Origin of the sequence: Caballeronia choica (assembly GCF_001544535.1) — a bacterium.
GTDB classification, from domain to species: domain Bacteria; phylum Pseudomonadota; class Gammaproteobacteria; order Burkholderiales; family Burkholderiaceae; genus Caballeronia; species Caballeronia choica.
In genome coordinates this window covers 93785-120179 of sequence record NZ_FCON02000003.1, presented here as the reverse complement: position 1 = coordinate 120179, position 26395 = coordinate 93785, and the positions used below count along the sequence as shown (strand labels likewise).

The following is a 26395-nucleotide window of genomic DNA, read 5'->3' as shown; positions in this document are numbered from 1 at the left end:
GGTTCATTGTGGAGGGGGAGGCCTCTTTTTGGGGACGCAAGCCCGCTTATAGCTGCCCTTTCTTCCACGCGATCCGCTCCATGATATCGTCAGTTTCGTTGTAAAGCTTTCCCTTTTCCCTATCCATATTCCCCGTACCCTGAAGGCGTACTCATATCTCCACCATACGATATTCGAGTGGCAGAGAAAATTGTTCGCACAGCGTGTACAAGTACGCCTGATCCATTGGCGACAGTTGTCGACGACCAACCACTACCAAGCGGGTTGCGTATCGAGTTTGCTTTCTCGGATAAAACGCATACTCCAGAAGTTGCCCGACGGCTTGCCGTAGAACTGTACGCGGCGCAAGGTCAGATTTGATCTCATAGAAAATTAGCTCGTTGTCGGTCTCAACTGTGACGTCGACAAAATTCTCTTCGCAAACGATTCGCGCCGTTGCATATTCTTGTTTGAGTTCCGACATGAGGCGGTGTTGCATTCGAGCGTGCTCCGGCGAGCACTTCACCGGACCGATTGCCTTACGCATGTACGACAGCGCGTCTAGAGAAGACTCGCGACCGGTACGAATTGAGCCGCCAAGATTATCGTTGTTGTCTTGTTGGTCTGGAAGATTGTAGCGGTTGAGCCTGAAGACTGGATCTCCGTCGACAGCATACGCATCTGGGGCATATCGTTCCGTGTTTTCGATACGGAACCGAAGGTTGAGGATGTAGGGTGCCCAACTGTGGTCGGTCAGCGCTCCTAGATTGCCGCCGACGTTCCCGATCTCCAGTTTCATTTGACTAAGCCACCCATTCTGCTCAAATGCCTTGATAGCATCAGCCGCCTGCGTGTCGTCAAGACATTCCGCATCGCGTAGTGTCGCCACATATCTGCGGCGCTTGTCCGGCTCGATAGTAAAAAGCGTGACATCGAACGGTCTACCCTCCTTCAACAGAGGATTTCTACTGTCGTTTACGCCCTGCAGGAACGAATAGCGCCAACCGTCTAGCAGCCATTCCTCTCTGAATAGCCAGTCCTCGAAGCCAAAACCGTTCTCCGTATTAAAGCTATCTTTTTCCAGACGACGGGCTTCGCCGGTTGGGCGATTCCAGCCTGACGAATTAAAGGAAATTCTGGCCAACTTTTTCATAGATGGACGTTCACCTATATGGATGAGACCTTTCTCGATCTCCCCCCACAAACAAATACAATTTTCGCGAGCCGCCTATTTAGTTGAGCGCGGGTGCTTGTTAACAGCTATAGCGCCTCAAGAGGACTGGATAGCATCAATATTTACGCACGGCTACTCCATGGCGCGACGCATCGCCTCGAAAATGTCAGCAGGGAGGGACTGGCGGTTCCAGTACACGACGCGCGGACTTGGATGTTCGAATAGCGCTCCTTTTGGGAGTCCCAGCGCGGGGAGCCAGTGCCATGCGCCGCGTCCGATCATCACGAGTGCACCACGGTGTATTGCATTGCGCGCGTGTTCGAGGGCAAGTGTCATAGACGGTAATGCCAACCGCTTCGGGTCATCCAGCGCAGCGCTCGCCCAAGGGTGAATTTGCAGCATTGCAAGCCGCTGCGATACTTGTTGCGCACCGAACTCCGCGATCAGGTCGCGAAAACGCGGGATGCTATAGTCGCGCATTCCAGCGGGGGCGTCAGGATGGAAAGAGGCGTAAGGCCAGCCGTCGCGCGTAAAGCGATGGTCGTCGAGCGTGCTTGTCGCGTCGAAGCCGGGATTGTTCATCAGGACGACAATACGAGCGTTCTCGATGTCACCTTCGTAGGGCTGGGGTCCGAGTTCCGTGTGCAACCTGTAGTCGGCGCGCAGGCCGGTGATCGCGTGATAGCGGGCGATTGCTCTTGCGTCGAGTGCAGTAAGGTAGTCGGCATCGAAATAAGACATAGTTGCACGCTTGCGAAGCATCCGTTTCGTCGCCCCGCGCTGAGTGATACTTATTTCGTTCGCTCGCTGCGTGCTGTCACGTGGAGCCTGACCTCGGCTCGTCGGAGCTTTGAGTGCGCGAGACGCGACGAGCTTTTGTTTACGCTGCGTATCTTACCTATCGTAATACAGCACATGGTAAACATCTGAATTTTTGGGCCCCCAAAAGAGCGCGCGGTGAAGGTCGGGTACCTCCGGTCGATGGCTCGGGGTCCGCTCCCCCGGTCGGGGTGGGGGGTTGTCGAGGAAAAAGGATTCATACACCAGGTCGGTCGACCGTCGTCAATGTGTGCGCACGTGCCCGAGGGGGCGATACTGATCGCACCGTCGGCCTATACCGCTTGATAACGCCCTGGGAGACGCCGGGGGTATCACGATCGTATTTGCCCGACGGTTCAGGGCAATTGGCTGCTGGTGTAGCGGTTCCAAGCTATACGGAAAGGGATCATGCATAGCCCGAACCTGCTTTGCGAACATTGCGTCCGCTTGCGTGGCGCCGCTGCACCGAATAGCACGCGGCGCAAGCAGAGCGAGCCGGTTGTGGGAAAGTTGTGGAAATTCGCCACCATCTCCCAAAACGGAAAAGGGGTTAGCAGTCAATGACGGCTAACCCCTTGATTTCATTGGTCGGAGCGAAAGGATTCGAACCTTCGACCCTCTGATCCCAAATCAGATGCGCTACCAGGCTGCGCTACGCTCCGACAAGCCGCAGATGATAGCGTTTTCCCGAACCATGCGCAATGAAAAGCATCGACAGAGATTGCAGGCTCCGAGCAGCACGCGCGATGCGTTTGGCGGTCCAACGGAGTCAACGCGAATTCAGAGCGCAGACTCAGGAAGCATTCAGTCCCACGGAGACAATCGATGAACCTCATTCTCTGGCGCCATGCCGAAGCCGAAGACCAGGCGGCGAGCGACCTCGTCCGCCAGCTCACGCCGCGCGGACGCAAGCAGGCGCAGGCGGTCGCCAAGTGGCTCAGGAACCGTATCGACGGTGACGCCCTGTTCCTCGCCAGCCCCGCCACGCGCACGATCCAGACGGCCGAAGCGTTCGGCGACCGCTATCGCGTCGTCGAGGAACTCGCGCCCGGCGGCAGCGCGCAGGCCGTGCTCGATGCCGTCCGCTGGCCGGAAGGCGTCGCGGAAACGGTGGTCGTGGTCGGTCATCAGCCGACGCTCGGCCACGTCGCGTCGTTGTTGCTCACCGGAGACGTTGCGGACTGGTCGGTCAAGAAAGCCGGCATCTGGTGGTTCCAGCAACGCGCGCGCGGCGGCGACGGCCAGATCGTCCTGCGCGCGGTGGCGAACCCCGATCTGCTTTGAGCGCCTGAATACGGCGTTTCATCGAATCGTCATTGGCACGCCATGCGAGCGTCATGCGCGGTTACTACATTGGCGGGGACTCAAGCCTCCCATCGAGGAACGCCAATGCAAGATTCACCGTTCAAAACGCTCGCCCCGCTTACGCAGGACTCGCGACGCCGTCTTCCGCGCGCCGCCGTTGCCGTTGCCGGACAACATCGCCTCCAGGTCGCCTGGGCCCGCACCGACGACGCGCTGCGCGAAGCGCAGCGCCTGCGCTATCGCGTGTTCTCCGAGGAAATGGGCGCACGCCTGTCGGGCCCCGAGGGCCTCGACGTCGATGCATTCGACGCCTTCTGTGACCACCTGCTGGTGCGCGATCTCGATACATTGAAAGTGGTCGGCACGTATCGCGTGCTGCCGCCGCATCAGGCTTCGCGCATCGGGCGTCTTTATGCCGAAAGCGAATTCGACGTGTCGCGCCTGACGCACCTGAGGCCGAAGCTCGTCGAGGTCGGCCGCTCGTGCGTGCATCCCGACTATCGCAGCGGCGCGGTCATCATGTCGCTGTGGGGCGGTCTCGCGACGTACATGATGCAAAACGGCTACGAGACAATGCTCGGTTGCGCGAGCGTCGGCATGATCGATGGCGGGCACTATGCGGCGAACCTGTATTGCTCGCTCGCCGGCGACGCGCTGACTGCCCCCGAATACCGCGCGTTCCCGCATACGCCGCTGCCGGTCGAGGAGTTGCGCACGGGCGTCGAGGTGAGCCCGCCACCGCTCGTCAAAGGTTACTTGCGGCTGGGCGCGAAGATTTGCGGCGCGCCCGCGTGGGACCCGGACTTCAACACGGCGGACTTCCTGACGCTGTTCCGCCTCTCCGACATCAACGCACGCTACGCACGCCACTTCATGGGCGACGCGCACGCACGCTGATCGACGGATCGACGCATCGCCGGGTCAAAAAACAGGCCCTACCGCGCTTGTCACCCGGCAGGGCCTCCGATCCGAAGCACGCAACGCGCAACGCACACTCAGTCCGTATACACGACGCGATACGGCCGCCCCATCTTCTCCCATTCGGTCGCTTCCTGAACGAGGCTGTAGTCGGTGAGCGGATTGTTCGCGACCCACTCGTTCGGCAGGCGCACGTCGAAGCCGCTGCCCGCCTGCTTCACCTCGATGCGCGGCAGGCCGGCATCGGTGCGTCGCCGGCAGAGAAGCGCTGCGAGCCGCAGACAGAACAGCAGGGTCCAGTCGACGTCGCGTGCATGCGCGAGCTTGCCCAGCTTGCCCGCATGACCGAGCACGAGCGCCGCGAGCCGCGCCTGGTCGGTGCGCGAGAAGCCGGGCATGTCGGCGTGGCTCGCGATATACGCCGAGTGCTTGTGATACGCGCTGTGCGCAATCGACAAGCCGATCTCATGCAGCGCCGCCGACCACGCGAGAAACATGCGATTCTCCTGGCGGCGCTCCTCGTCGGGTTCGTCGAGCTGGTCGTAGAAGCTGATCGCCAGTTCGGCGATGCGGCCGGATTGCGCGGCGTCGACGCCGTAGCGGCGCTTGAAGCCTTCCACCGTCACCGTGCGCATGTCCTGATGCTGCGAACGCCCGAGCAGGTCATAGAGCACGCCGAGCCTCAGCGCACCATCGGTCGTATCGACGTAATCGATGCCCAGTTCCTCGAACACGCCGAGCATGATCGAGAGGCCGCCGGCCAGCACCGGAACGCGGTCGGGTTTCAGCGCGATCAGCTTCAGCCGGTTCACGTTCTCCGCCTTGATGAGCGCGCGCTTCAGGCGCTCCAGCCCGCCGCGCGAGATGCCGTGCGTGACGTGCGGATCGTTGAAGCCGTTCGCCTCGACGAGTTCGGCGAGCGCGCGTGCCGTGCCCGACGAGCCGATCGCCTGGTCCCAGCCCGTGTGCTTGTATTCTGCGGAGATGATCTGGATCTCGCGCTTGGCGGCGAGTTCGGCCTGGCGCATCGTGTACTCGTCGACGTTGCCTGCCGCGAAGAACTGCCGGCTGTGGCTCACGCAGCCGATATAAAGGCTTTCCATGTGGATCGGCGTGTAGTGCGAGCCGATGATGAATTCCGTCGAGCCGCCGCCGATATCCACCACGAGGCGCTTGCCCGCGCTCGCCGGCACCGAGTGCGCGGCGCCCGCATAAATGAGCCGCGCTTCCTCGCGGCCCGCGATCACTTCGATCGGAAAACCGAGCGCCACTTCCGCCTCGGCCATGAACTCGTTGGCGTTTTTCGCGACGCGCAGCGTATTGGTGGCAACCGCGCGCACATGGTCCGGATGGAAATCGCGCAGGCGTTCGCCGAAGCGCTTCAACGCATCCCAGCCGCGCAACTGCGAGGCGCGATCGAGATATTTGTCGCGCGAGAGCCCCGCGCCGAGCCGCACCGGCTCGCGCAGCGCGTCGACCTGATAAATCTGGCTGCCGGCCGCCGTTTCCTCGACGCGTCCGACGATCAGCCGGAAGCTGTTCGAACCCAGGTCTACGGCGGCGAGAAGATGCGGTTGAGTGACCATCGAATGTCCAGATTCATGTGAAGGGGCGCTTCGCGGCGGCGCACCAATTCTAATCCAAGCGTGTCGGAAGTCGGCGGACGATGACGGGCGCGCCTCACGCGACGCTATTCCCAATCCGCGTAGAATTTGTGACACTTGCAGTGTCACGAAAACTTAATCTTACTGTGAGACCTTCCGAACGTCCTTTCGTCCTGTCCATCGACCCCCTCTTCTCCTCACCGATGTCCACACGCTACCCGCTTTTCAACCGCGAACTGGGCATTCTGGGATTCAACGAACGCGTGCTCGCGCAAGCCGCCGACACCGCCGTACCGCTTCTCGAACGACTCCGCTTCATCTGCATCACCAGCAGCAATCTCGACGAATTCTTCGAGGTCCGCATGGCGGGCCTGCAGGAACAGATGCGCGACAACCCCGGGTCGCTCTCGCCCGACGGCATGTCGTTGCAGCACGTGTACGACCTCGTCGTCGAGCGCACGCACCGGCTCGTGCGCCAGCAATACGCGATGCTGCATGAGACCGTCTTGCCCGCGCTCGAAAGCGAAGGCATCTTCTTTCATGGCGTCGAGGCATGGAGCGCCCAGCAAACCGCGTGGGCGCGCGAATACTTCCAGAACGAGCTGTTGCCCGTCCTCACGCCGATCGGCCTCGACCCCGCGCATCCGTTTCCGCGCGTGCTCAACAAGAGCCTGAACTTCGTGGTCGAACTGGAGGGCAAGGACGCTTTCGGACGTCAGGCGGTGATGGGCATCGTGCAGGCGCCGCGCGCGCTGCCGCGCCTCGTGCGCATGCCGGAAGCGCTCTCGGGGTATCCGCACGGCTTCGTGCTGCTCAGCTCGCTGATGCAGCATTTCGTCAACGAGCTGTTTCCGCACCTGAACGTGCGAAGCTGCAACCAGTTTCGCATCACGCGCAACAGCGAACTCTTCGTCGACGAAGACGAAATCACCAACCTGCGCGTCGCGCTGCAGGGCGAATTGCCGGCGCGGCATCTCGGCAATGCGGTGCGGCTCGAAGTATCGGCGGAGACGCCGCCGCACATGATCCGGCGCCTGCTCGATGAAAGCCAGTTGAACGAGCGCGACTGCTATCGCGTGAACGGGCCGGTCAATCTCGTGCGGCTGATGCAGTTGCCCGAGATGGTCGACCGGCCGGATCTCAAGTTCGTGCCGCACATTCCGTCGGTGCCGAAGAGCATCGCGAATGCGGCGAATCTCTTCGATGCCATCGATCAGGGCGACATCCTGCTGCATCATCCGTACGAGAGCTTCCAGCCGGTGCTCGAACTGCTCCTGCAGGCCGCGAAGGACCCGCAGGTCGTCGCGATCAAGCAGACCATCTATCGCACCGGCACCGATTCGCCGCTGATGGACGCGCTGATGCAGGCCGCGCGCAACGGCAAGGAAGTGACGGTGGTCGTGGAACTGCTCGCGCGCTTCGACGAGGAGACGAACATCAACTGGGCCTCGCAGCTCGAAGCGGTGGGCGCGCATGTCGTATACGGCGTGGTCGGCCACAAGTGCCACGCGAAGATGATGTTGATCGTGCGGCGCGTATCGCAGGGCGGCAAGATGATGCTCAAGCGCTACGTGCATCTCGGCACGGGCAACTACCATCCGCGGACGGCGCGTCTTTATACCGATTTCGGCATGATGACCTCCGACCAGGAGCTTTGCGAAGACGTGCACCACGTGTTCCAGCAACTGACGGGGATCGGCGGCGAGATTCCTCTGCATCAGATCTGGCAGTCGCCGTTCACGCTGCACGCGAAGCTGCTCGACGCGATCCGCACCGAAGCCGATCACGCGCGCGCCGGGAGGCGCGCGCGCATCGTCGCGAAGATGAACGCGCTTCTGGAGCCTTCGGTGATTGCCGCGCTTTATGAGGCATCGCAGGCCGGTGTGAAGATCGATCTGCTCGTGCGGGGCGTCTGTTCGCTGAAGCCGGGGGTCGAGGATTTGTCGGAGAACATTACGGTGCGATCGATCGTCGGGCGTTTTCTCGAACATCATCGCATCTTCTATTTTTATGCGAATGGACAGGAGAACGTTTATTTGTCCAGCGCCGACTGGATGGACCGCAACTTCTTCCGCCGTGTCGAGGTGGCGTTTCCGATTCGCGACCGGCGGTTGAAGCGGCGCGTGATCGCGGAGGGTTTGTCGGTGTTTCTTGGCGACAACCAGGCGGCGTGGCTCATGCAGAGTGATGGGCACTACCGGCGGCGTCGGCCGGGGAAGTCGATGCGCAATGCGCAGTTGGGGTTGCTGGCGAAGTTTTGCTCATAGGGGGTGGGGGTCGCTGGCGCTTGGGGTGGGGTTGGTTTTGGGGTTGGGTTACACCGTTTGATGCGCTTGTGCTTCTATGGAACTTGTTTTGTTTGTGGTTTATTTGCTCTGCCCCTGTCCGGGGCGGGACTCACTTTCTTTGCTGCTGCAAAGAAAGTAAGCAAAGAAAGCAGCTTTCCACCGCCAATCCTTGCCAGGCGCCGCCAGACCGCTGCCTCGGAGTGGTCCAACCGGGGGAGTGTCGTTAGCGGGGTTTTAGCGTTGTTGGCATGTAGAAGAGGCACGAGCATCGCACCGCTATACGGAGTGGACCAGCAGTCATACATCCGGCCTCGCGCTACGCGCTCACCCGTCAGGCAAAGCCGAAAACCAATCTCCATTCACTCTCACTCGCTACGCTTCTGCTTGCTGCATGCCCTAGTTCGCCCCCCTTGGCAGACCTTTCGTCGGGCACGAAGTGCCAGGACGGATGAATGACTGCTGTTCCACTTCGTATAGCGGTGCGATGCCCGTACCTCTTCTACATGCCAACAACGCCAAAACCCCGCTAACGACACTCCCCCGGTTGGACCACTTCGAGGGAGCGGTCTGGAGGCACATGGCAAGCATTGGCGGTGGGAAGCTGCTTTCTTTGCTTACTTTCTTTGCAGCAGCAAAGAAAGTGAGTCCCGCCCCGGACAGGGGCAGAGCAAATAAACCAAAAACAATACAAGTTCCATCGAAGCCCAAGCGCATCAAACGGTGTAACCCAACCCCACCCCCACCCCAAGCGCCAGCGAAATCAAACCAGAACCGATTTCCTCAACGCCGTCCGCGTCACCGGGAACTTTACGCTAAACGTACTCCCGCGCCCCTCTTCGCTCTTCACATCGAGCTCCGCGTGATGCCGTTGCAGTACATGCTTCACGATGGCGAGCCCCAGGCCCGTTCCACCCGTATCCCGCGAACGGCTGCGATCCACGCGATAGAAACGCTCCGTCAAGCGCGGAATCTGTTCCGCCGGAATACCCAACCCGCTGTCACGCACCGAAAACACCGCGCGATCCTGCACGCGCTGCCAAGTGACCTCGATCATGCCGCCATCCGGCGTGTAGCGGATCGCGTTCATCACCAGGTTGCCAAGCGCGCTCACGATCTCCGTCTCCGCGCCCGCCACCGTCAACGCTTCGTCGGTATGAAACGTGATCCGGTGCCGGCCGCCCGAAATGCTCGCGGCATCGTCCTCGAGATGACGCAGGACCGCGCGCATGTCGAGCAGGTCGTCGCCCGGCGGACGCATGTCGCCTTCGAGATTCGCCAGCACCAGCAGGTCGCGCACGATGTTCTGCATCCGCGATGCCTGCTGCTCCATCATCTCCAGATAGCGCGCGCGGTCGGCCTCGTCGAGCGGCAACTCGCGCATCGTTTCGAGGAAACCCGAGAGCACCGTGAGCGGCGTCTTCAGTTCGTGCGACACGTTGGCGACGAAATCGCGTCGCATCGAATCGGTACGTTCGAGCTCGGTGATGTCCTGCGTGAGGATCAGCTTGCGGTTCTCGCCGTAAGGAAACACCTGCACCGACAACGTATGCCGCCGGTTCGCGCCCATCGCGCGCATCACCAGCATCTCTTCGTAATGGTGCGAGTTCAGGTAGCGTACGAACTCCGGCTGACGCACGAGATGCGTGACGTGTTGGCGCAAATCACGTTTCGCATCAAGCCCGAAATGCGTCTCGGCGATCGCGTTGCACCATTCGATCTGATCGCGGTCGTCGAGCATCGCGACGCCGTTCGGCGACGCCTGGATCGCCTGGATGAAGCGCGAATGCTGCTGCTCGACCTGACGCACCTGGGCGTGCCAGCGCTTCGCGAGCTTATGCAGCCGGTAATAGATTTCGCCCCAGACGCCGAGCGCGCTCGGGACTTCGCCGTAGACGGGCGCATCGAGCAGACGCCACAGGCGCTGCGTGTGAAAGATACTGAAGAAGTTCTGCACGACGAGCATCACCACCGCGAACGCAAGCGCCACGCGCACGCCGAAGAACGCGCCAACCAGCGCGCTCAGCGCTGCAAGCAGCGCGAGGGACACGAGCGACCGCGTCCAGATGATGTTCATTTGCCGACGGCTCGAAGAGTGGGGACGTCTGTGGTTCAGGCGCTTCGGGCAAGCCGGTAGCCGCTGCCGCGCACCGTTTCGATCATAGCATCGCACCCCGCTGGCTTGAGTGCGGCACGCAGGCGCTTGATATGCACGTCGACGGTCCGCTCTTCCACGAACACATGATCGCCCCACACCTGGTCGAGCAATTGCGTGCGGCTGTGCACGCGCTCCGGATGCGTCATGAAAAAGTGCAGCAGCCGGAACTCGGTCGGGCCGAGGTCGAGTTTGATGTCGTTGCCCGAGTGGCTCGCGGCCACGCGATGCGTCGCCGGATCGAGTCTCAGGCCGTTGATCGCGACCACGTCCTCGGTCAACTGCGGCGCGCGCCGGCGCAGTACCGCCTTGATGCGCGCCATCAGCTCCTTCGGCGAGAACGGCTTGGTGACGTAGTCGTCGGCGCCGATCTCGAGGCCGAGCACCTTGTCCTGCTCGTCGCCGCGCGCGGTCAGCATGATGATCGGAATGTGCTTCGTGCGTTCGTTGTTGCGCAGTTCACGCGCAAACGTGATGCCGGACTTGCCCGGCAGCATCCAGTCGAGCAGCACGAGATCGGGCAGGACGTCGCTGATCAGGTTCTGCGCCTGCTCCGCGTTGTATGCGCGGATCGGGCAGTGTCCCGCGTGTTGCAGATTCACCGAGATCAGCTCGGAAATCGCGGGTTCGTCCTCGATGACGAGAATACTGCTGGGCATCGGCACCTCTGTGACCTTTTTGCGAGAAGTAAGATTAACTGAGCGCTTCGCGTTCGAGCTGGTCGCGCGGTACGTGCCGCACATCCGTGCCCTTGACGATGTAGATGATGAACTCGGCGATGTTCTTCGCATGGTCGCCGATCCGCTCGACCGCCTTAGCGATGAACAGATAGTCGAGACCCGCCGTGATCGTGCGCGGGTCTTCCATCATGTACGTGATGAGCTTCCTCACGAACGCGCGGAATTCCTCGTCGATGGCCTTGTCGTCGCGCACGATCTGCGCGGCCGCGACCGTGTCGAGGCGCGCGAACGCATCGAGCGCACGGCGCAGGATCGTTACCGCCATCTCGCCCGAGACCTTGATCTCGGCGATGTTCACCGTGCGACCCGCGCCATCTTCGTTGATGCGCTTCACGCGCTTTGCGATCTTCTCGGCTTCGTCGCCGGCACGTTCGAGGTTCGTGATCGTCTTCGAGATCGCCATCAGGAGGCGCAGGTCGCGCGCGGCCGGCTGGCGGCGCGCGATGATGTTGCTGCACTCCTCGTCGATCTCGACTTCCATCGTGTTCAAACGCGTTTCGGCCGCGATCACCTGGTCGGCGATGGCGATGTCGAACGTGTTGAGCGCCTGCATCGCGTTGATGATCTGCGACTCGACGAGCCCGCCCATTTCCAGCACTTTCGACGACACCGCGTTGAGATCGGCGTCGAACTGGCTCGACAGATGTTTATCGGACATGTATTGCTCCTTGAGTCCCTTTCTCCCACCGGAGGCTTAGCCGAACCGACCGGTGATGTAGTCTTCCGTTTCCTTGCGGGCGGGCTTGATGAAGATCTTTTCGGTATCGCCGAATTCGATCAGCTCGCCGAGGTACATATAGGCAGTGTAGTCCGAACAACGCGCCGCCTGCTGCATGTTGTGCGTGACGATCACGACCGTATAGTCGTTCTTCAATTCGGCGATGAGTTCTTCGATCCGGCCAGTGGAAATCGGATCGAGCGCCGAGCACGGTTCGTCGAGCAGCAGCACTTCGGGCCGGATCGCGATGCCGCGCGCGATGCACAGACGCTGCTGCTGTCCGCCGGACAACCCATAGCCGCTCTGCTGCAGCTTGTCCTTCACTTCATTCCAGAGCGCGGCCTTGGTGAGCGCCCATTCGACGCGATCGTCCATCTCCGAACGCGACAGTTGCTCGAACATCTTCACGCCGAACGCGATGTTGTCGTAGATCGACATCGGGAACGGCGTCGGCTTCTGGAACACCATGCCAACGCGTGCACGCAACAGCGAGATGTCGCGGCGCGTGTCGAGCAGGTTCTCGCCGTCCATCATGATTTCGCCTTCGGCGCGCTGCTCCGGATAGAGCGCGTACATCTTGTTGAACGTGCGCAGGAGCGTGGACTTGCCGCATCCCGACGGGCCGATGAACGCCGTCACTTTTTTCTCGGGAATGCGCAGGTTGATGTTCTTCAGCGCGTGATACTTGCCGTAGAAGAAGTTGAGATCGTTGACTTCGATCTTCGGCTTCATCGAGTCAGCGGGCGCAGCGCCATGCGTCGGCTTGAAGCTGCCGGGCACCGGGCCGCGTTCGACCGGAGCATCGTGCTTGGGCTCGACCGCGCTTGCGTTTGCATTCAGGTGGCTGACACCACTTGCGACCGTATTCATGGAATCACTCCACCTTATTTTTTCGAGAGGATCGCGCGTGCGAGGATATTCAGACCCAGCACGCCGAGCGTAATCAGGAACACGCCGGCCCACGCGAGTGATTGCCACTGCGGGAACGGGCTCATCGCGAACTTGTAGATCGTGACCGGCAGGTTCGCAACCGGCTGGCTCATGTCCCAGGAGAAGAACTGGTTCGACAGCGCCGTGAAGAGGAGCGGTGCGGTCTCGCCGGCGATGCGCGCCACTGCGAGCAGCACGCCCGTCACGATCCCGCCGACCGACGCCTTCAGCGTGATCGACAGCACCATCTTCCACTTCGGCGTGCCAAGCGCGAAGGCCGCCTCGCGCAGCGCGTTCGGCACGAGCTTCAACATGTTCTCGGTCGTGCGGATCACGATCGGGATCTGCAGCAGCGCGAGTGCGATCACCCCGGCCCACCCGGAAAAGCGCCCGACCTTCGCCACGACGAGCGCGTAGACGAACAGGCCGATCACGATCGACGGCGCGGACAGCAGGATGTCGTTGATGAAGCGCGTGACGCTTGCGAGCCAGCGCTTCTGGCCGTATTCCGCGAGATACACGCCCGCGAGAATGCCGAGCGGGGTGCCGATGAACGTCGCGAGGATCACCAGCATCAGGCTGCCGACGATCGCGTTCGCGAGACCGCCGCCGTCGGTGTTGGGCGGCGGCGTCGACTGCGTGAAGAGTTCGATCGACAGTCCGCCGATGCCGAGCTTCAGCGTCGTGAAGAGAATCCACACGAGCCACAGCAGGCCGAAGGCCATCGCCGCGAGCGACATGGCAAGCGCGAGTGCGTTCTTGCCGCGCCGGCGGCGTTGCAACATGATGCGCGTGGCTTCGGTCGCGTCGTTTTCGATGAAAGTAGGCTGGCTCATTTCGCGCCCTCTCCTTTTTCGAGGCGCAGCAGCATCAGCTTCGAGAGCGCCAGCACGAAGAAGGTGATCACGAAGAGGATCAGGCCGAGTTCCATCAATGCCGATGTGTGAAGTCCGGGGCTCGCTTCAGCGAATTCGTTGGCGAGCGCGGAGGTAATGCTGTTGCCCGGCGAAAAAAGCGACACGTTGTCGAGCAGGTTCGTGTTGCCGATCACGAAGGTCACCGCCATCGTCTCGCCGAGCGCGCGGCCGAGGCCGAGCATCACGCCGCCGATCACGCCGGTGCGCGTGAACGGCAGCACGATCTTCCACATCACTTCCCAGGTCGTGCAGCCGATGCCATACGCCGATTCCTTCAGCAGCACCGGCGTGACTTCGAACACATCGCGCATCACGGCCGCGATGTACGGGATGATCATGATCGCGAGAATGACGCCGGCGCACAGGATGCCGATGCCGATCGGCGGGCCCTGGAAGAAGCGGCCGATCAGCCAGACATCGCCGAGCAGATGCCCAAGCGGCTTTTCGAAGTACGTCGCGAAGATCGGCGCGAACACGAGCAGACCCCACATGCCGTAGACGATCGACGGAATCGCCGCCAGCAGTTCGATGGCGACGCCGAGCGGCCGGCGCAGCCACGCCGGAGAAAGCTCGGTGAGAAAGAGCGCGATGCCGAAGCTGACCGGCACGGCGATGATCAACGCGATCAGCGACGTGGCAATCGTGCCGTAGATCGGCACGAGGGCGCCGAAGGTATCGCTGGGCGGATCCCACTCGCTGCGCCAAAGGAAGCTGAAGCCGAATTTCTGGAGCGTCGGCAGCGATGCGACGAGCAGCGAAACGATGATGCCGCCAAGCAGCAGCAGCGTGACGACGGCGGCGAGCCGCGTCACGCCGCCGAAAATGATGTCGCCAAGACGGCCCGGGGCACGTTGTGTGCGGCTTGCGGGCGGTGCCGACGCGAGATTGATGTCCGACATGGGAACCTTGGGTCAAGCCGCGCGGCACCTGCCGCGCGGCGAAACTTCCGCTACTGTCCTGCCTCACCAGCTTAGGACAGTTTCGGACCTGCGTTACTGCACCTTACTGCGCCTTGTTTCGCTTACTGGGCGATTGCCTTGCCCGACGCGTCCTTCACCTTCGCCTTCCATTGCGTGCGGATTTCCGCGACAACCGAATCCGGCAGCGAGATGTAGTCGAGGTCGGTAGCCGCCTGGTTGCCGTTCTTGAACGCCCAGTCGAAGAACTTCAGGGTTTCGGCGCCTTGCGGGGCCTTGTCTTGCGTCGCGTGCAGCACCACGAAGGTCGCGCCGACGACCGGCCATGCGTCCTTGCCCGGCTCGTTCGTCAGGATCTGGTAGAACGACTTCGACCAGTCGGCGCCGGCAGCCGCGGCCTTGAACGTCTCCGTCTTCGGCTCGACGACCGTGCCGGCCGCATTTTTCAGGTCGACGTAAGTCATCTTGTTCTGCTTCGCGTACGCCCACTCCACATAGCCGATCGCGCCCGGCAGACGCTGCACGAACGCAGCGACGCCGTCGTTGCCCTTGCCGCCCGTGCCCGTCGGCCAGTTGACGGTCGAACCTTCACCGACCTTCGACTTCCACTCCGGGTTCACCTTCGACAGGTAGTTCGTCCAGATGAAGCTCGTGCCCGAACCATCGGCGCGGCGCACCACGGCGATGTCGGTATCCGGCAGCTTGACCTTCGGATTGAGCGCAACGATCGCCGGATCATTCCACTTCTTGATCTTGCCGAGATAGATGTCGCCGAGCAGCTGGCCCGACAGCGTCACGTCGCCTGCCTTCACACCCGGCACGTTGATCACCGGCACGACGCCGCCGACCACCGTCGGGAACTGGAAAAGCCCCTGCTTCGCGAGTTCGTCGTCCTTCAGCGGCGCGTCCGAACCTGCGAAATCCACCGTCTTCGCGATGATCTGCTTGATGCCGCCCGATGAGCCGATGCCCTGATAGTTGACCTTGCCGCCACCCGTCTTCTGGTAGGCGTCGGCCCACTTCGTATAGATCGGTGCTGCGAAGGTGCTGCCCGCGCCGGTAATATCGGCTGCTTGCGCGGAGACGGCGACGAGTGCGCCGATTACGCCAGCCAGCGCGGTTTGCATCAATTTCATGAGACCTCCAGGTTGTAAGCGGATGACGTGACAACGCGAAGGATAGGCAGTATCTGTGACAGTAATGTGACTCTCCGTGAAGCAAACGTGACAGTGCGCTTACGTCAATGAAAGCCGATGGTTCGGCTTTGGAAGCGTCTCGCCGTAACGCAAAAAAGCCGCTGCGGATCGCTCCGCAGCGGCTTTTTTGCGCTTACGTCAGTGGCTCAGGAAGTTGCTTGCTTTACGACCTGCGCAATCGTTTCCGCGTGACGAACCGCGTCCTTCTCTACCGCGGCTTCCACCATCACGCGCAGCACCGGTTCTGTCCCGGAAGCACGGATCAGGACGCGTCCGTGCGATTCGAGTGAACGCTCGGCGGTCGCGATCGCCTTCCTGATCAAATCGCTGCTTTTCCAGTCGGCGCCCGCGCTCATGCGGACATTGATCAGTTTCTGCGGAAACAGCGTTACGCCTTCGAGTTGCTCGGCGAGCGTCTTGCCGCTGCGCTGGATCGCGGCCAGCACGAGCAGCGCGGAGACGATGCCGTCGCCGGTCGAATGGCGATCCAGCGACAGAATGTGGCCAGAGCCTTCCGCACCGAGTTGCCAGCCGTTCTCGCGCAGCTTTTCCAGCACGTAGCGGTCGCCGACGTTCGCGCGGACGAATTGCACGCCGACGTCCTGCAAGGCCACTTCGACGGCCATGTTCGTCATCAGCGTGCCGACCGCGCCCGCCACCTTGCCATCGGTCGCGATGCGATCCTTGACCAGCACGTAGAGCAGTTCGTCGCCGTTGTAGAGGCGTCCCGCCGCATCGACGATCTGCAGACGGTCGGCGTCGCCATCGAGCGCGATACCCAGGTCCGCCTGATGCTCGAGCACGGCGCGCACGAGCGCATCGGGCGCGGTTGCGCCGACGCCATCGTTGATATTGAAGCCGTTCGGCGAGATGCCGATCGAGATCACCTCGGCGCCGAGTTCGTGGAACACGCTCGGCGCGACGTCGTACGCGGCACCATGCGCGCAATCGAGAACGATTTTCAGGCCACGCAAGTCGAAGCTCGCCGGGAACGTGCTCTTGCAGAACTCGATGTAGCGGCCGCCAGCGTCATCGAGACGCCGCGCCTTTCCGAGCAGCTCCGACGGCGCACAGGCGAGCGGCTGTTCGAGCTGCGCCTCGATCTGGAGCTCCACGTCGTCGGGCAGCTTGTTGCCGTCGGCGGAGAAGAACTTGATGCCGTTGTCGTAGTACGGATTGTGCGAGGCGCTGATCACGACGCCAGCAGCGAGCCGCAGCGCGCGCGTCAGATAAGCGATGCCGGGCGTCGGCATCGGGCCGGCCAGCATCACGTCGACGCCCGCCGCCGAAAATCCCGATTCCAGCGCGGCTTCGAGCATGTAGCCCGACACCCGCGTGTCCTTGCCGATCAGCACCGTCGGACGGCTGCCCTTTTTTTGCCAGCGGTCCGCGCCGGCGAGCACCTTGCCCGCCGCGTAGCCGAGCCGCAACACGAAATCCGGCGTGATCGGCGCCTCGCCGACCTTGCCGCGAATACCATCGGTTCCAAAATATCGACGTGCCATTGTTGGGTAATCCTCCCTCTTTCGGACGCGGATGCGTTTGTCGCACGTCCGTTGTGTACTTGTGAAAACGATCTCTCGCGCAGATCCCTGCCGCGATCCGGCGATCTGTCTGGTCAATGATGCCTGATGCGGCCCGCGTCCTCGGTGGCCTTCCATACTTTCAGACCATCAAGGATTGGCGCGACATCGTGGACCCGGATGATCACCGCGCCCCGCTGTGCCGCGCATACCGCCGCCGCGACGCCCGCGGCGACGCGCTCGCCCGTCTTGCGTCCGGTGACGGCACCGAGCATCGACTTGCGCGACATCCCGACCAGCAACGGAAAGCGCGTTCCGGCAGGCTGCGTTTCCGCGAGACAAGCGAGCAATGCGTAGTTGTGTTGCTCGGTCTTGCCGAATCCATACCCGGGATCGAGGCAGATCCGGTCGGACGAAATCCCGGCCTTCGTCAGCGCATCGACGCGCTCTTCAAAAAACTCGCGCACGTCTCCCACGACGTCCCGATAAACCGGCTCGCGAGCCTGCATCGTCTGCGGCTCGCCCAGCATGTGCATCACGCACAAACCGCACTGGCTGTCCGCAACGGCCTCGATCGCGCCTTCGCGACGCAGGCCCCAGACGTCGTTGATCATGTCGGCGCCGGCGTCGAGCGCCGCGCGCATCACGGCGGGCTTGTAGGTATCGACCGATAGCGGCACGTTCATCGACCGCAGCGCCTCGACGATCGGAATCACCCGTTCCAGTTCCTCGTCGAGAGACACCGGCTGCGACCCCGGCCGCGTCGATTCGCCGCCGATGTCGATCATGTCGGCACCGTCGGCCAGCATTTGTTCGGCGCGTGCCAAAGCGTCGCCGCGCGACAGGAAGCGGCCGCCATCGGAAAATGAATCCGGCGTGACGTTCAGGATGCCCATCACGAGCGGACGCTCGAAGTTCAGTTTGAAACGCCCGCACTGAAGCGGCTGCGGCGCCGAAGATTGCAAATTGGAAGGTGTCAAACGATTCGACTGGAGAATGAATTGAGAAGTTCGACGGCCGAAACCGCGATGGCCGGCAATCAATGAAAAAGGGCCGGTGTGTCGAACACACCAGCCCTTATGCGGATCGAGTGAAACTCAGGCCGGCGCGGTGGCGCTGCCCGGTTTGACTTCCGTGCCGCTGTTCCCGCTGCTCGGCGTATCGCCCGACGGCGGCGGCAAATTCTTCGGCGGCCGCGGCGGACGGCCTGCCATGATGTCGCTGATCTGGTCGGCGTCGATGGTTTCCCATTCGAGCAACGCCTTCGTCATGGCTTCGACCTTGTCGCGATTGTCTTCGAGCAGCTTGCGGGCCAGCCCATACTGCTCGTCGAGAATCCGGCGGATTTCGGCATCGACCTTCTGCTGCGTCGCTTCCGAGACCGTCTTCGAGGCCAGCTTGCCGAACATGCCGTCCTGCTCCGTATCGACGTACACCATCGTGCCGAGCACGTCCGACATGCCGTAGCGAGTGACCATGTCGCGCGCCATCTTGGTTGCGCGCTCGAAGTCGTTCGACGCACCCGTCGACATCGAATTCAGGAACACTTCTTCCGACGCACGGCCGCCAAACAGGATCGCGATTTCCTCGAGCATCTTGTCGCGATACAGGTTCACGCGATCATGCTCCGGCAACTGCCAGGTCACGCCCAGCGCCCAGCCACGCGGCATGATCGTCACCTTGTGAACCGGATCGGCGTGCGGCAGCAACTTCGCCACCACCGCGTGACCCGACTCGTGAAACGCCGTATTGCGGCGCTCTTCCTCGCGCATTACGGCCGACTTGCGCTCCGGACCCATGAAGATCTTGTCCTTCGCGTCCTCGAAGTCCTGCATTTCGACGATGCGCTTGCCACGACGCGCCGCGAAAAGCGCCGCCTCGTTCACGAGATTGGCCAGGTCGGCGCCCGAAAAGCCCGGCGTGCCACGCGCAATCACCGAAGCGTCGACGTCGTTCGAGATCGGCACCTTGCGCAGGTGCACCTTCATGATGTGCTCGCGGCCACGGATGTCTGGCAGACCGACATACACCTGACGGTCGAAACGGCCCGGACGCAGCAGCGCCTTGTCGAGCACGTCGGAACGGTTCGTCGCGGCGATCACGATCACGCCGGAATTCGCCTCGAAGCCGTCCATTTCGACGAGCATCTGGTTCAGCGTCTGTTCGCGTTCGTCGTTGCCGCCGCCCATACCGGCGCCGCGATGACGACCCACCGCGTCGATTTCGTCGATGAAGACGATACACGGCGCATGCTTCTTCGCCTGTTCGAACATGTCGCGCACGCGAGCCGCGCCCACGCCGACAAACATTTCGACGAAGTCAGAACCCGAGATGCTGAAAAACGGGACCTTCGCTTCACCGGCGATCGCACGCGCAAGCAGCGTCTTGCCGGTACCCGGAGGGCCGACCAGCAGCACGCCCCGCGGGATGCGCCCGCCAAGCTTCTGGAACTTCTGCGGATCGCGCAGGAAGTCGACGAGTTCGGACACTTCCTCTTTCGCTTCGTCACAGCCCGCGACATCGGTGAAATTGATCGCGTTATTGTTCTCGTCGATCAGCCGCGCTCGCGACTTGCCAAACGAAAACGCCCCGCCTTTGCCACCCCCCTGCATCTGCCGCATCATGTAGAACCAGAAGCCGATGATCAGGATCGTCGGTCCGAGGTAATACAGCGCCGACACGAGCGCATTGGGTTCGTCATCGGCCTTGCCGCTGACCTGGACGCCATACTTCATCAGATCGCCGACCATCCAGATGTCCCCCGGGGACACGATCTGGTACTTCTGACCATCTGCCGGAGTGACCGTCAAGTTCCGGCCCTGAACGGTCACGGTCTTGACCTTGCCGTTCTTCGCGTCATCCATGAACTGCGAATACGAGACACCTTCCTGGACGCGGGGCTTATCGAACTGCTTGAACACCGTGAACAGCACCAGTGCGATCACTAGCCACACTGCTGCCTTAGAGAACATATTGTTGTTCAAAGCACCACTCCTCACTCATAGACGGGTGCCTACATACACCTTGCGGCACCACAAAAGCATTCTAATCCAGTCCGCTAGCCCCTGCCATAAGCATTCTCTACCGCGCAAATAGCGATGGAGGCCCTTTTTCCGGCACATTCGACGGAATTCGGCGGTTTTTTGCCAATTCCGTTGTACGCGTAGCTCAAGCGGGACGCTTCAACTGCCTGCCCAAAATAAACGTTTCAGACGATTTGTCGCGCGACGCCTTCGGCTTGCGGGGCGCGACGATTTTGAACTGTTGCTTGAATTTCTCGACAATCTGGCTGTAGCCGCTGCCGTGAAAGCACTTCACCAGCAAGGCGCCATCCGGTTTCAGGTGGTTTTGTGAGAATTCCAGCGCGAGATCGCATAAATGCTCCATCCGCGCGGCGTCGGCACTCGCCACGCCAGACAGGTTGGGGGCCATGTCCGAGATTACAAGGTCGACTTGTCGCTCGCCGACCATTTCGTTGAGTTGTCCCAGCACCGTATCTTCGCGGAAATCGCCCTGGATGAACGTGACGTCCGCGATTGGCTCCATCGGCAGAAGGTCGAGCGCGATGATCGTGCCGTCGATGCCGCCTGCGCGCTCTGCGTCGCGCTTCGCGCCCTGCGCGAGCTTGTTGCGCGCGTACTGGCTCCAGCTGCCGGGCGTCGATCCAAGATCGACGATCACCTGCCCCGGGCGGATCAGCTTGTCCTGCTCGTCGATTTCCTTCAGCTTGTAGGCGGCGCGCGCGCGATAGCCCTCGCGCTGCGCGAGTTTCACGTAAGGATCGTTGATGTGGTCGTGCAACCACGAATGATTGAAGCGGTTTTTTGCCATTAAGAATGAACCCGTGCTGCGTAATCTTGCTGCATTAAGCAATGCTTTTAGCGGATAATACGCGTCTTATTCGGCCGGTCGGCGCTTTGCGCGCCGTGGCCGGTGTGGGTGAAGCCAGTGATTCGGGCCATTTTTGCTCGCGAGTTGCTGCAGATTGCTCGTGGCTCGCCCGCTGTTCGTTGCGCCGTTGGCCCCGTCGTAGATGGTTTGCGCCGTTCGGCATTTCCGGCGTCAAGCCCTGAGTGCTCTTGCTGTGAATGGCTTTTCTAGCCTGCGGCACCCGATTGTGCTCTGTCGCGTCCTGCATTGCGTCGCGCCCGGACATTTCGCCTTCGCCCTTTTTTGCGCTTCAGCATCCCTCATTTTAGTCGAGTCCGTTACTTCTCATGCCCGCCATCAAACTCTCTCCCGCCCAACGTGCCGACCTGCGCTCGCAGGCCCACGCGCTCAAGCCCGTCGTTCTCGTCGGCGCTGAAGGGCTGACCGAAGCCGTGCTGGCCGAAATCGAAGTCCACCTCGACGCCCATCAGCTCATCAAGATCCGCGTGTTCGGCGACGAGCGCGAAGCGCGCGTCGCGATGTACGAAGAAATCTGCGATCGCCTGAATGCCGGTCCTGTTCAACATATCGGCAAGCTGCTGGTGATCTGGAGGCCGGAAAACACGGCGCCGGTGAAAGCTTCGGGCCGACGCTCCACCATGCCGAGCGCTCGCGAAGCCGCCGCCGAACCGCCGGCCAAGGGCCGCGCGCCGCGCATCGTCAAGGCGGTGAAAATCACTCGCGACGCGCCCGTCTCGCGCAAACCCAAGAAAGAGAAGCTGCTGGTGCGCGGCAACGAACGCGTCACGGCGGGCGGCAACGTCAAGCGCGCGAAGAAGCGTCAGACGAGCGCGAAGCGCCAGCACCAAACCTCGAAATAAAGCGAAGGGCGAGTTCGGGCGCCGCCCAAAACGACATGGCGCCCGGGATGCCCGAGCGCCGCGACATCATCTCCGCACGCGGCGCGCCGCCACCGCAGCGGACTGACCCCGCGCCACGACCGGCCCCGACGAGAAACGTCCGGGCAGGCGCCAGACCAGCAAAACGCCCAGCAGGCTTTCGACGACATAAAACGCGCTCGACACGCCATGCAGCATGCCGAACTGCTTCGCGTAGGCCGAATGCGCGAGATCGGTTCCCGCTTCCTGCGCGGCGACGCGCAGCGAATTCATGAACGGCTGCAGCCCGAAATAGCCGATCAGCACGCACAGCAGCATCACCGCGACGATCCAGCGGACGCGCTTGTAATCGGCGAAACCGCTCCGCACCAGCCGGTTGCCGATCAACAGCAGAAGCAGCGCGCAAACCACGCCCAGCATCCCTTCGATGCGGAACAACTGCGCCGCCACCGATCCCGCCGACGTGCGCTCGAGCATCGAAAAGATAACCGGCGCGGCGATATAGCCGAGGGTCAGCAGGCTGCCGACCCACGCCATCGCCACGATCCGGAAGAGTCGATGTGCCATCTCAGACGTATCGAACGGAGATGATTTCGTATTCGCGCGCGCCGCTCGGCGCCTGCACCGACGCGACATCGCCTTCCGACTTGCCGATCAGCGCCCGCGCGATCGGCGAACTGATCGAGACGAGGCCGTGATCGATGTCGGCTTCGTCGTCACCGACGATCTGGTACTTCACCGGCTTGCCCGAATCCAGGTCCTCCAGTTCGACCGTCGCGCCGAACACGACGCGGCCATCCGCCTCGACGGTGGTCGGATCGATGACTTGCGCGGCGGCCAGCTTCGATTCGAGCTCGGCGATGCGGCCCTCGATGAAGCCCTGCTTTTCCTTGGCGGCGTCGTACTCGGCGTTTTCCGACAGGTCGCCCTGAGCCCGCGCTTCCGCAATCGAATTAACGACCGCCGGGCGCTCGACCGACTTCAGGCGTTGTAATTCCGCGCGCAGGAGTTCTGCGCCGCGCTTCGTCAATGGAACTGTGCTCATAAACAACTCGGAGAACAAAAAACAGCCGTAAAAAAATTACCGCGGTTAAGTGCATCTCCCGGTAAGAAGGGAGACGCCGCTTAACCGCGGCCCTTGAAGCCAAAACCGATAATCGAGGCCTTAGTTTAGGCGAGCATGCAGACCTTGTAAATCATAGACTTCCAGGTCCTTGAGGTACCGCAGTCCCTCGACCGCCGCGCGCGCGCCCGACATGGTCGTGTAGTACGTGACCTTGTTGGCCTGCGCGCTCATGCGGATCGAGCGCGAATCGGCGATCGCGGCACGCGTTTCGTCGACCGTCGTGAAGACGAGCGCGATTTCGCCGTTCTTGATCATGTCGACGATGTGCGGACGGCCGTCCTTCACCTTGTTGACCACCTTCACCGGGATGCCGGCCGCTTGGATGGCCGCCGCCGTGCCCTTGGTCGCGGCGATCGGGTAGCCGAGTTCGTGCAGCATGCCCGCGACTTCGACCGCCTTCGGCTTGTCGGCGTCCATCACGGTCAGGAGCACCGTGCCCGACTCCGGCAGACGCGAGCCCGCCGCCAGTTGCGACTTGAAGAGCGCTTCGCCGAACGTGCGGCCGACGCCCATCACTTCGCCCGTCGAGCGCATTTCGGGTCCGAGCACCGGATCGACCGCCGGGAACTTCACGAACGGGAACACGGCTTCCTTCACGCTGAAGTACGGCGGAATCACTTCTTTCGTCACGCCCTGGTCCACGAGCTTCTGGCCGACCATCGCGCGCGCGGCGATCTTGGCGAGCGGCAGGCCCGTCGCCTTCGAGACGTAAGGCACCGTACGCGACGCACGCGGATTCACTTCCAGCACGTAGATGACGTCCTTCTTCGAGCCGTCGTCCTGCGGAACTTGCTGGATCGCGAACTGCACGTTCATCAGTCCGATCACGTTCAAGGCGCGCGCCATTGCGCCGGTCTGGCGCTTCAACTCGTCGACGGTTTCTTGCGACAGCGAGTACGGCGGCAGCGAGCAGGCCGAATCGCCTGAGTGCACGCCCGCCTGCTCGATGTGCTCCATCACGCCGCCGATGAACACGGCGTCGCCGTCGGAGATGCAGTCGACGTCGCATTCGATCGCGTCGTTCAGGAAGCGGTCGAGCAGCACCGGCGAATCGTTCGACACCTTCACGGCCTCGCGCATGTAGCGCTCCAGGTCGCGCGGCTCGTGGACGATTTCCATCGCCCGCCCGCCCAGCACGTACGACGGACGCACGACGAGCGGATAGCCGATTTCCTCGGCAAGCTTGAGCGCTTCGCCTTCGGCGCGCGCCGTGCGGTTCGGCGGCTGGCGCAGATTCAGGTCCTGCAAGAGCTTCTGGAAACGCTCGCGGTCTTCGGCGGCGTCGATCATGTCCGGCGACGTGCCGATGATCGGCACGCCGTTCGCTTCGAGATCGAGCGCAAGCTTGAGCGGCGTCTGGCCGCCGTACTGCACGATCACGCCGACCGGCTTCTCCAAATCGACGATTTCGAGCACGTCTTCGAGCGTCAGCGATTCGAAGTAGAGACGGTCGGACGTGTCGTAGTCGGTCGAAACCGTTTCGGGGTTGCAGTTGACCATGATGGTTTCATAGCCGTCCTCGCGCATCGCGAGCGCCGCGTGCACGCAGCAGTAGTCGAACTCGATGCCCTGCCCGATCCGGTTCGGGCCGCCGCCGAGCACCATGATCTTCTTCTTGTCCGTGGGGTTCGCTTCGCACTCTTCCTCGTAGGTCGAGTACATGTAGGCGGTTTTCGTCGCGAATTCGGCCGCGCACGTGTCCACGCGCTTGTAGACCGGGCGCACCTTCAGTTCGTGGCGACGGCGGCGCACGGCGGTTTGATCGGAGCCGGTGAGCTTCGCGAGACGCCGGTCCGAGAATCCGCTCTGCTTCAGATACAGCAACTCTTCGCGCGACAGGCTTTCAAGCGTGCGGCCGGCAAGTGCCTTTTCCTTCAGGACGATCTGTTCGATCTGCGCGAGGAACCACGGATCGATCGAGGTTTCCTCGAAAATTTCCTGCGGCGTCAGACCGAGGCGGAATGCGTCGCCGAGGAACCAGATGCGGTCCGGGCCAGGTTCGCCGATCTCGCGAATCGCTTCGTCGCGGCTCGTGGTTTTTTCGTCGAGCCCGTCGACACCGACTTCCAATCCGCGCAGCGCCTTCTGGAACGATTCCTGGAACGTGCGGCCGATCGCCATCACTTCGCCGACCGACTTCATCTGCGTGGTCAGGCGTGAATCGGCTTCGCGGAACTTCTCGAACGCGAAGCGCGGAATCTTCGTGACAACGTAGTCGATCGTCGGCTCGAACGAGGCCGGCGTCTGGCCGCCGGTGATTTCGTTCCGAAGTTCATCGAGCGTATAGCCGACGGCCAGCTTCGCCGCGACCTTCGCAATCGGGAAGCCGGTTGCCTTCGATGCCAGCGCCGACGAGCGCGACACGCGCGGGTTCATCTCGATCACGACCATGCGGCCGTCCTTCGGGTTGATCGCGAACTGCACGTTCGAGCCGCCCGTATCGACACCGATCTCGCGCAGCACCGCAAGCGATGCGTTGCGCAGGATCTGGTATTCCTTGTCGGTGAGCGTCTGCGCCGGGGCGACGGTGATCGAGTCGCCGGTATGCACGCCCATCGGGTCGAGGTTTTCGATCGAGCAGACGATGATGCAGTTGTCCTTCGTGTCGCGGACCACTTCCATCTCGTACTCTTTCCAGCCGAGCAGCGACTCTTCGATCAGCAATTCGCGCGTCGGCGAAAGATCGAGCCCGCGACGGCAGATTTCCTCGAACTCTTCCTTGTTGTACGCGATGCCGCCGCCCGAGCCGCCCAGCGTGAACGACGGACGGATCACGGTCGGATAGCCGCCGCTGCCGGTTTGCGCGGCGATCTCGGCCTGCACCTGCAGCGCTTCTTCCATCGAATGTGCGATGCCGGACTTGGCCGAACCGAGACCGATCTTCGTCATCGCTTCCTTGAACTTCTGGCGGTCTTCGGCCTTGTCGATCGCTTCCGGCGATGCGCCGATCAGTTCCACCTTGTATTTTTCCAGCACGCCGTGATGGAAAAGATCGAGCGCGCAATTGAGCGCGGTCTGGCCGCCCATCGTCGGCAGGATCGCGTCCGGGCGTTCCTTCGCGATGATGCGCTCGACCACTTCCCACGAAATCGGTTCGATGTAGGTGACGTCGGCCGTGTTCGGGTCGGTCATGATCGTCGCGGGATTGCTGTTGACGAGAATGACCTTGTAGCCCTCTTCGCGCAGCGCCTTGCACGCCTGCGCGCCCGAATAGTCGAACTCGCACGCCTGGCCGATGATGATCGGTCCCGCGCCGATGATGAGGATGCTTTTGATGTCTGTCCGCTTCGGCATAACTGCTCTCGGTAATGTAGTGCTGT

Annotated in this window: 21 protein-coding genes and 1 tRNA gene; 4 read left to right on the top strand and 18 right to left on the bottom strand. The window is 62.0% G+C overall.

Translation table 11 applies throughout. From position 1 onward, the window contains the following. Positions 1-151: 151 nt before the first annotated feature. From AWB68_RS02455 to AWB68_RS02445, 3 genes are all read right to left on the bottom strand, one after another. Positions 152-1132, bottom strand: coding sequence for a hypothetical protein (locus AWB68_RS02455; protein WP_087642769.1), 981 nt, complete (start codon positions 1130-1132; stop codon positions 152-154). Between the two features lie 153 nt (positions 1133-1285). Next, positions 1286-1894 carry a hypothetical protein gene (locus AWB68_RS02450; RefSeq protein WP_125482854.1) on the bottom strand — a complete coding sequence of 203 codons (609 nt, stop codon included), beginning with the start codon at positions 1892-1894 and terminating at the stop codon, positions 1286-1288. Positions 1895-2557: 663 nt separating this feature from the next. Then, positions 2558-2634 (bottom strand) — tRNA-Pro (locus tag AWB68_RS02445). A 163-nt stretch (positions 2635-2797) separates the two neighbouring features. Here AWB68_RS02445 and AWB68_RS02440 point away from each other — a divergent pair. Together AWB68_RS02440 and AWB68_RS02435 are read left to right on the top strand one after the other, a co-directional pair. Further along, on the top strand, positions 2798-3256 hold the full coding sequence (locus tag AWB68_RS02440) for a SixA phosphatase family protein (protein WP_087642767.1): 459 nt from the start codon (positions 2798-2800) through the stop codon (positions 3254-3256). Between the two features lie 105 nt (positions 3257-3361). Beyond that, on the top strand, positions 3362-4174 hold the full coding sequence (locus tag AWB68_RS02435) for a GNAT family N-acetyltransferase (RefSeq protein WP_087642766.1): 813 nt from the start codon (positions 3362-3364) through the stop codon (positions 4172-4174). Positions 4175-4272: 98 nt separating this feature from the next. Here the strand turns inward: AWB68_RS02435 and ppx are convergent, their stop codons facing one another. After that, complete coding sequence (ppx, locus tag AWB68_RS02430; protein ID WP_087642765.1) at positions 4273-5781, bottom strand: exopolyphosphatase; 1509 nt, start codon at positions 5779-5781, stop codon at positions 4273-4275. Positions 5782-6002: 221 nt separating this feature from the next. Here ppx and ppk1 point away from each other — a divergent pair, with 221 nt between their 5' ends. Further along, complete coding sequence (ppk1, locus tag AWB68_RS02425) at positions 6003-8066, top strand: polyphosphate kinase 1 (RefSeq protein ID WP_200828609.1); 2064 nt, start codon at positions 6003-6005, stop codon at positions 8064-8066. Between the two features lie 781 nt (positions 8067-8847). Here ppk1 and phoR read toward each other — a convergent pair. The 11 genes from phoR to AWB68_RS02365 all read right to left on the bottom strand — a co-directional run bounded on the left by phoR (position 8848) and on the right by AWB68_RS02365 (position 21011). Next, complete coding sequence (phoR, locus tag AWB68_RS02415) at positions 8848-10161, bottom strand: phosphate regulon sensor histidine kinase PhoR (RefSeq protein WP_087642762.1); 1314 nt, start codon at positions 10159-10161, stop codon at positions 8848-8850. Between the two features lie 35 nt (positions 10162-10196). After that, entirely contained in the window at positions 10197-10898 is a 702-nt protein-coding gene (gene phoB / locus AWB68_RS02410; RefSeq protein ID WP_087642761.1) for a phosphate regulon transcriptional regulator PhoB, read from the bottom strand. 34 nt (positions 10899-10932) lie between these two features. Continuing rightward, a complete protein-coding gene (gene phoU, locus AWB68_RS02405; protein ID WP_087642760.1) occupies positions 10933-11637 on the bottom strand; it encodes a phosphate signaling complex protein PhoU in 705 nt (234 codons plus the stop codon). Positions 11638-11673: 36 nt separating this feature from the next. After that, positions 11674-12429: a phosphate ABC transporter ATP-binding protein PstB gene (pstB, locus tag AWB68_RS02400; protein WP_200828614.1), complete on the bottom strand. Its 756-nt coding sequence runs from the start codon at positions 12427-12429 to the stop codon at positions 11674-11676. Between the two features lie 152 nt (positions 12430-12581). Continuing rightward, positions 12582-13463, bottom strand: a complete 882-nt coding sequence (gene pstA, locus AWB68_RS02395; protein ID WP_087642759.1) for a phosphate ABC transporter permease PstA — start codon at positions 13461-13463, stop codon at positions 12582-12584. Further along, positions 13460-14443, bottom strand: a complete 984-nt coding sequence (gene pstC / locus AWB68_RS02390; protein ID WP_087642758.1) for a phosphate ABC transporter permease PstC — start codon at positions 14441-14443, stop codon at positions 13460-13462. The genes pstA and pstC overlap by 4 nt, the downstream gene beginning before the upstream one ends. Positions 14444-14565: 122 nt before the next feature. Continuing rightward, on the bottom strand, positions 14566-15597 hold the full coding sequence (gene pstS / locus AWB68_RS02385; protein WP_087642757.1) for a phosphate ABC transporter substrate-binding protein PstS: 1032 nt from the start codon (positions 15595-15597) through the stop codon (positions 14566-14568). 206 nt (positions 15598-15803) lie between these two features. Then, positions 15804-17162, bottom strand: coding sequence for a phosphoglucosamine mutase (gene glmM, locus AWB68_RS02380; protein WP_087642756.1), 1359 nt, complete (start codon positions 17160-17162; stop codon positions 15804-15806). Between the two features lie 113 nt (positions 17163-17275). Beyond that, entirely contained in the window at positions 17276-18160 is an 885-nt protein-coding gene (folP, locus tag AWB68_RS02375) for a dihydropteroate synthase (RefSeq protein WP_235028167.1), read from the bottom strand. A 117-nt stretch (positions 18161-18277) separates the two neighbouring features. After that, positions 18278-20164: an ATP-dependent zinc metalloprotease FtsH gene (gene ftsH / locus AWB68_RS02370; protein WP_087642755.1), complete on the bottom strand. Its 1887-nt coding sequence runs from the start codon at positions 20162-20164 to the stop codon at positions 18278-18280. Between the two features lie 184 nt (positions 20165-20348). Next, complete coding sequence (locus AWB68_RS02365) at positions 20349-21011, bottom strand: RlmE family RNA methyltransferase (RefSeq protein WP_087642754.1); 663 nt, start codon at positions 21009-21011, stop codon at positions 20349-20351. Positions 21012-21397: 386 nt separating this feature from the next. Between AWB68_RS02365 and AWB68_RS02360 the strand changes: the two genes are divergently transcribed. Then, positions 21398-21931: a YhbY family RNA-binding protein gene (locus AWB68_RS02360; RefSeq protein ID WP_087642753.1), complete on the top strand. Its 534-nt coding sequence runs from the start codon at positions 21398-21400 to the stop codon at positions 21929-21931. A 66-nt stretch (positions 21932-21997) separates the two neighbouring features. Here AWB68_RS02360 and AWB68_RS02355 read toward each other — a convergent pair whose 3' ends face one another. From AWB68_RS02355 to carB, 3 genes are all read right to left on the bottom strand, one after another. After that, positions 21998-22516, bottom strand: coding sequence for a DUF4149 domain-containing protein (locus tag AWB68_RS02355; RefSeq protein WP_087642752.1), 519 nt, complete (start codon positions 22514-22516; stop codon positions 21998-22000). Between the two features lies 1 nt (position 22517). Then, positions 22518-22994, bottom strand: coding sequence for a transcription elongation factor GreA (gene greA / locus AWB68_RS02350; RefSeq protein WP_087642751.1), 477 nt, complete (start codon positions 22992-22994; stop codon positions 22518-22520). A 120-nt stretch (positions 22995-23114) separates the two neighbouring features. After that, positions 23115-26369: a carbamoyl-phosphate synthase large subunit gene (gene carB, locus AWB68_RS02345; protein ID WP_087642750.1), complete on the bottom strand. Its 3255-nt coding sequence runs from the start codon at positions 26367-26369 to the stop codon at positions 23115-23117. Between the last annotated feature and the right edge of the window lie 26 nt (positions 26370-26395).

What these genes read in the sequence shown, in the direction of transcription:
- AWB68_RS02360 (WP_087642753.1), top strand. Translation starts at nt 21,398, where the DNA reads ATGCCCGCCATCAAACTCTCTCCCGCCCAACGTGCCGACCTGCGCTCG.
- AWB68_RS02435 (WP_087642766.1), top strand. Translation starts at nt 3,362, where the DNA reads ATGCAAGATTCACCGTTCAAAACGCTCGCCCCGCTTACGCAGGACTCG.
- AWB68_RS02365 (WP_087642754.1), bottom strand. Translation starts at nt 21,011, where the DNA reads ATGGCAAAAAACCGCTTCAATCATTCGTGGTTGCACGACCACATCAAC.
- greA (WP_087642751.1), bottom strand. Translation starts at nt 22,994, where the DNA reads ATGAGCACAGTTCCATTGACGAAGCGCGGCGCAGAACTCCTGCGCGCG.
- phoB (WP_087642761.1), bottom strand. Translation starts at nt 10,898, where the DNA reads ATGCCCAGCAGTATTCTCGTCATCGAGGACGAACCCGCGATTTCCGAG.
- ppk1 (WP_200828609.1), top strand. Translation starts at nt 6,003, where the DNA reads ATGTCCACACGCTACCCGCTTTTCAACCGCGAACTGGGCATTCTGGGA.
- phoU (WP_087642760.1), bottom strand. Translation starts at nt 11,637, where the DNA reads ATGTCCGATAAACATCTGTCGAGCCAGTTCGACGCCGATCTCAACGCG.
- pstC (WP_087642758.1), bottom strand. Translation starts at nt 14,443, where the DNA reads ATGTCGGACATCAATCTCGCGTCGGCACCGCCCGCAAGCCGCACACAA.
- pstA (WP_087642759.1), bottom strand. Translation starts at nt 13,463, where the DNA reads ATGAGCCAGCCTACTTTCATCGAAAACGACGCGACCGAAGCCACGCGC.
- pstB (WP_200828614.1), bottom strand. Translation starts at nt 12,429, where the DNA reads ATGAAGCCGAAGATCGAAGTCAACGATCTCAACTTCTTCTACGGCAAG.
- AWB68_RS02440 (WP_087642767.1), top strand. Translation starts at nt 2,798, where the DNA reads ATGAACCTCATTCTCTGGCGCCATGCCGAAGCCGAAGACCAGGCGGCG.
- phoR (WP_087642762.1), bottom strand. Translation starts at nt 10,161, where the DNA reads ATGAACATCATCTGGACGCGGTCGCTCGTGTCCCTCGCGCTGCTTGCA.
- pstS (WP_087642757.1), bottom strand. Translation starts at nt 15,597, where the DNA reads ATGAAATTGATGCAAACCGCGCTGGCTGGCGTAATCGGCGCACTCGTC.
- ppx (WP_087642765.1), bottom strand. Translation starts at nt 5,781, where the DNA reads ATGGTCACTCAACCGCATCTTCTCGCCGCCGTAGACCTGGGTTCGAAC.
- AWB68_RS02455 (WP_087642769.1), bottom strand. Translation starts at nt 1,132, where the DNA reads ATGAAAAAGTTGGCCAGAATTTCCTTTAATTCGTCAGGCTGGAATCGC.
- carB (WP_087642750.1), bottom strand. Translation starts at nt 26,369, where the DNA reads ATGCCGAAGCGGACAGACATCAAAAGCATCCTCATCATCGGCGCGGGA.
- glmM (WP_087642756.1), bottom strand. Translation starts at nt 17,162, where the DNA reads ATGGCACGTCGATATTTTGGAACCGATGGTATTCGCGGCAAGGTCGGC.
- AWB68_RS02355 (WP_087642752.1), bottom strand. Translation starts at nt 22,516, where the DNA reads ATGGCACATCGACTCTTCCGGATCGTGGCGATGGCGTGGGTCGGCAGC.
- AWB68_RS02450 (WP_125482854.1), bottom strand. Translation starts at nt 1,894, where the DNA reads ATGTCTTATTTCGATGCCGACTACCTTACTGCACTCGACGCAAGAGCA.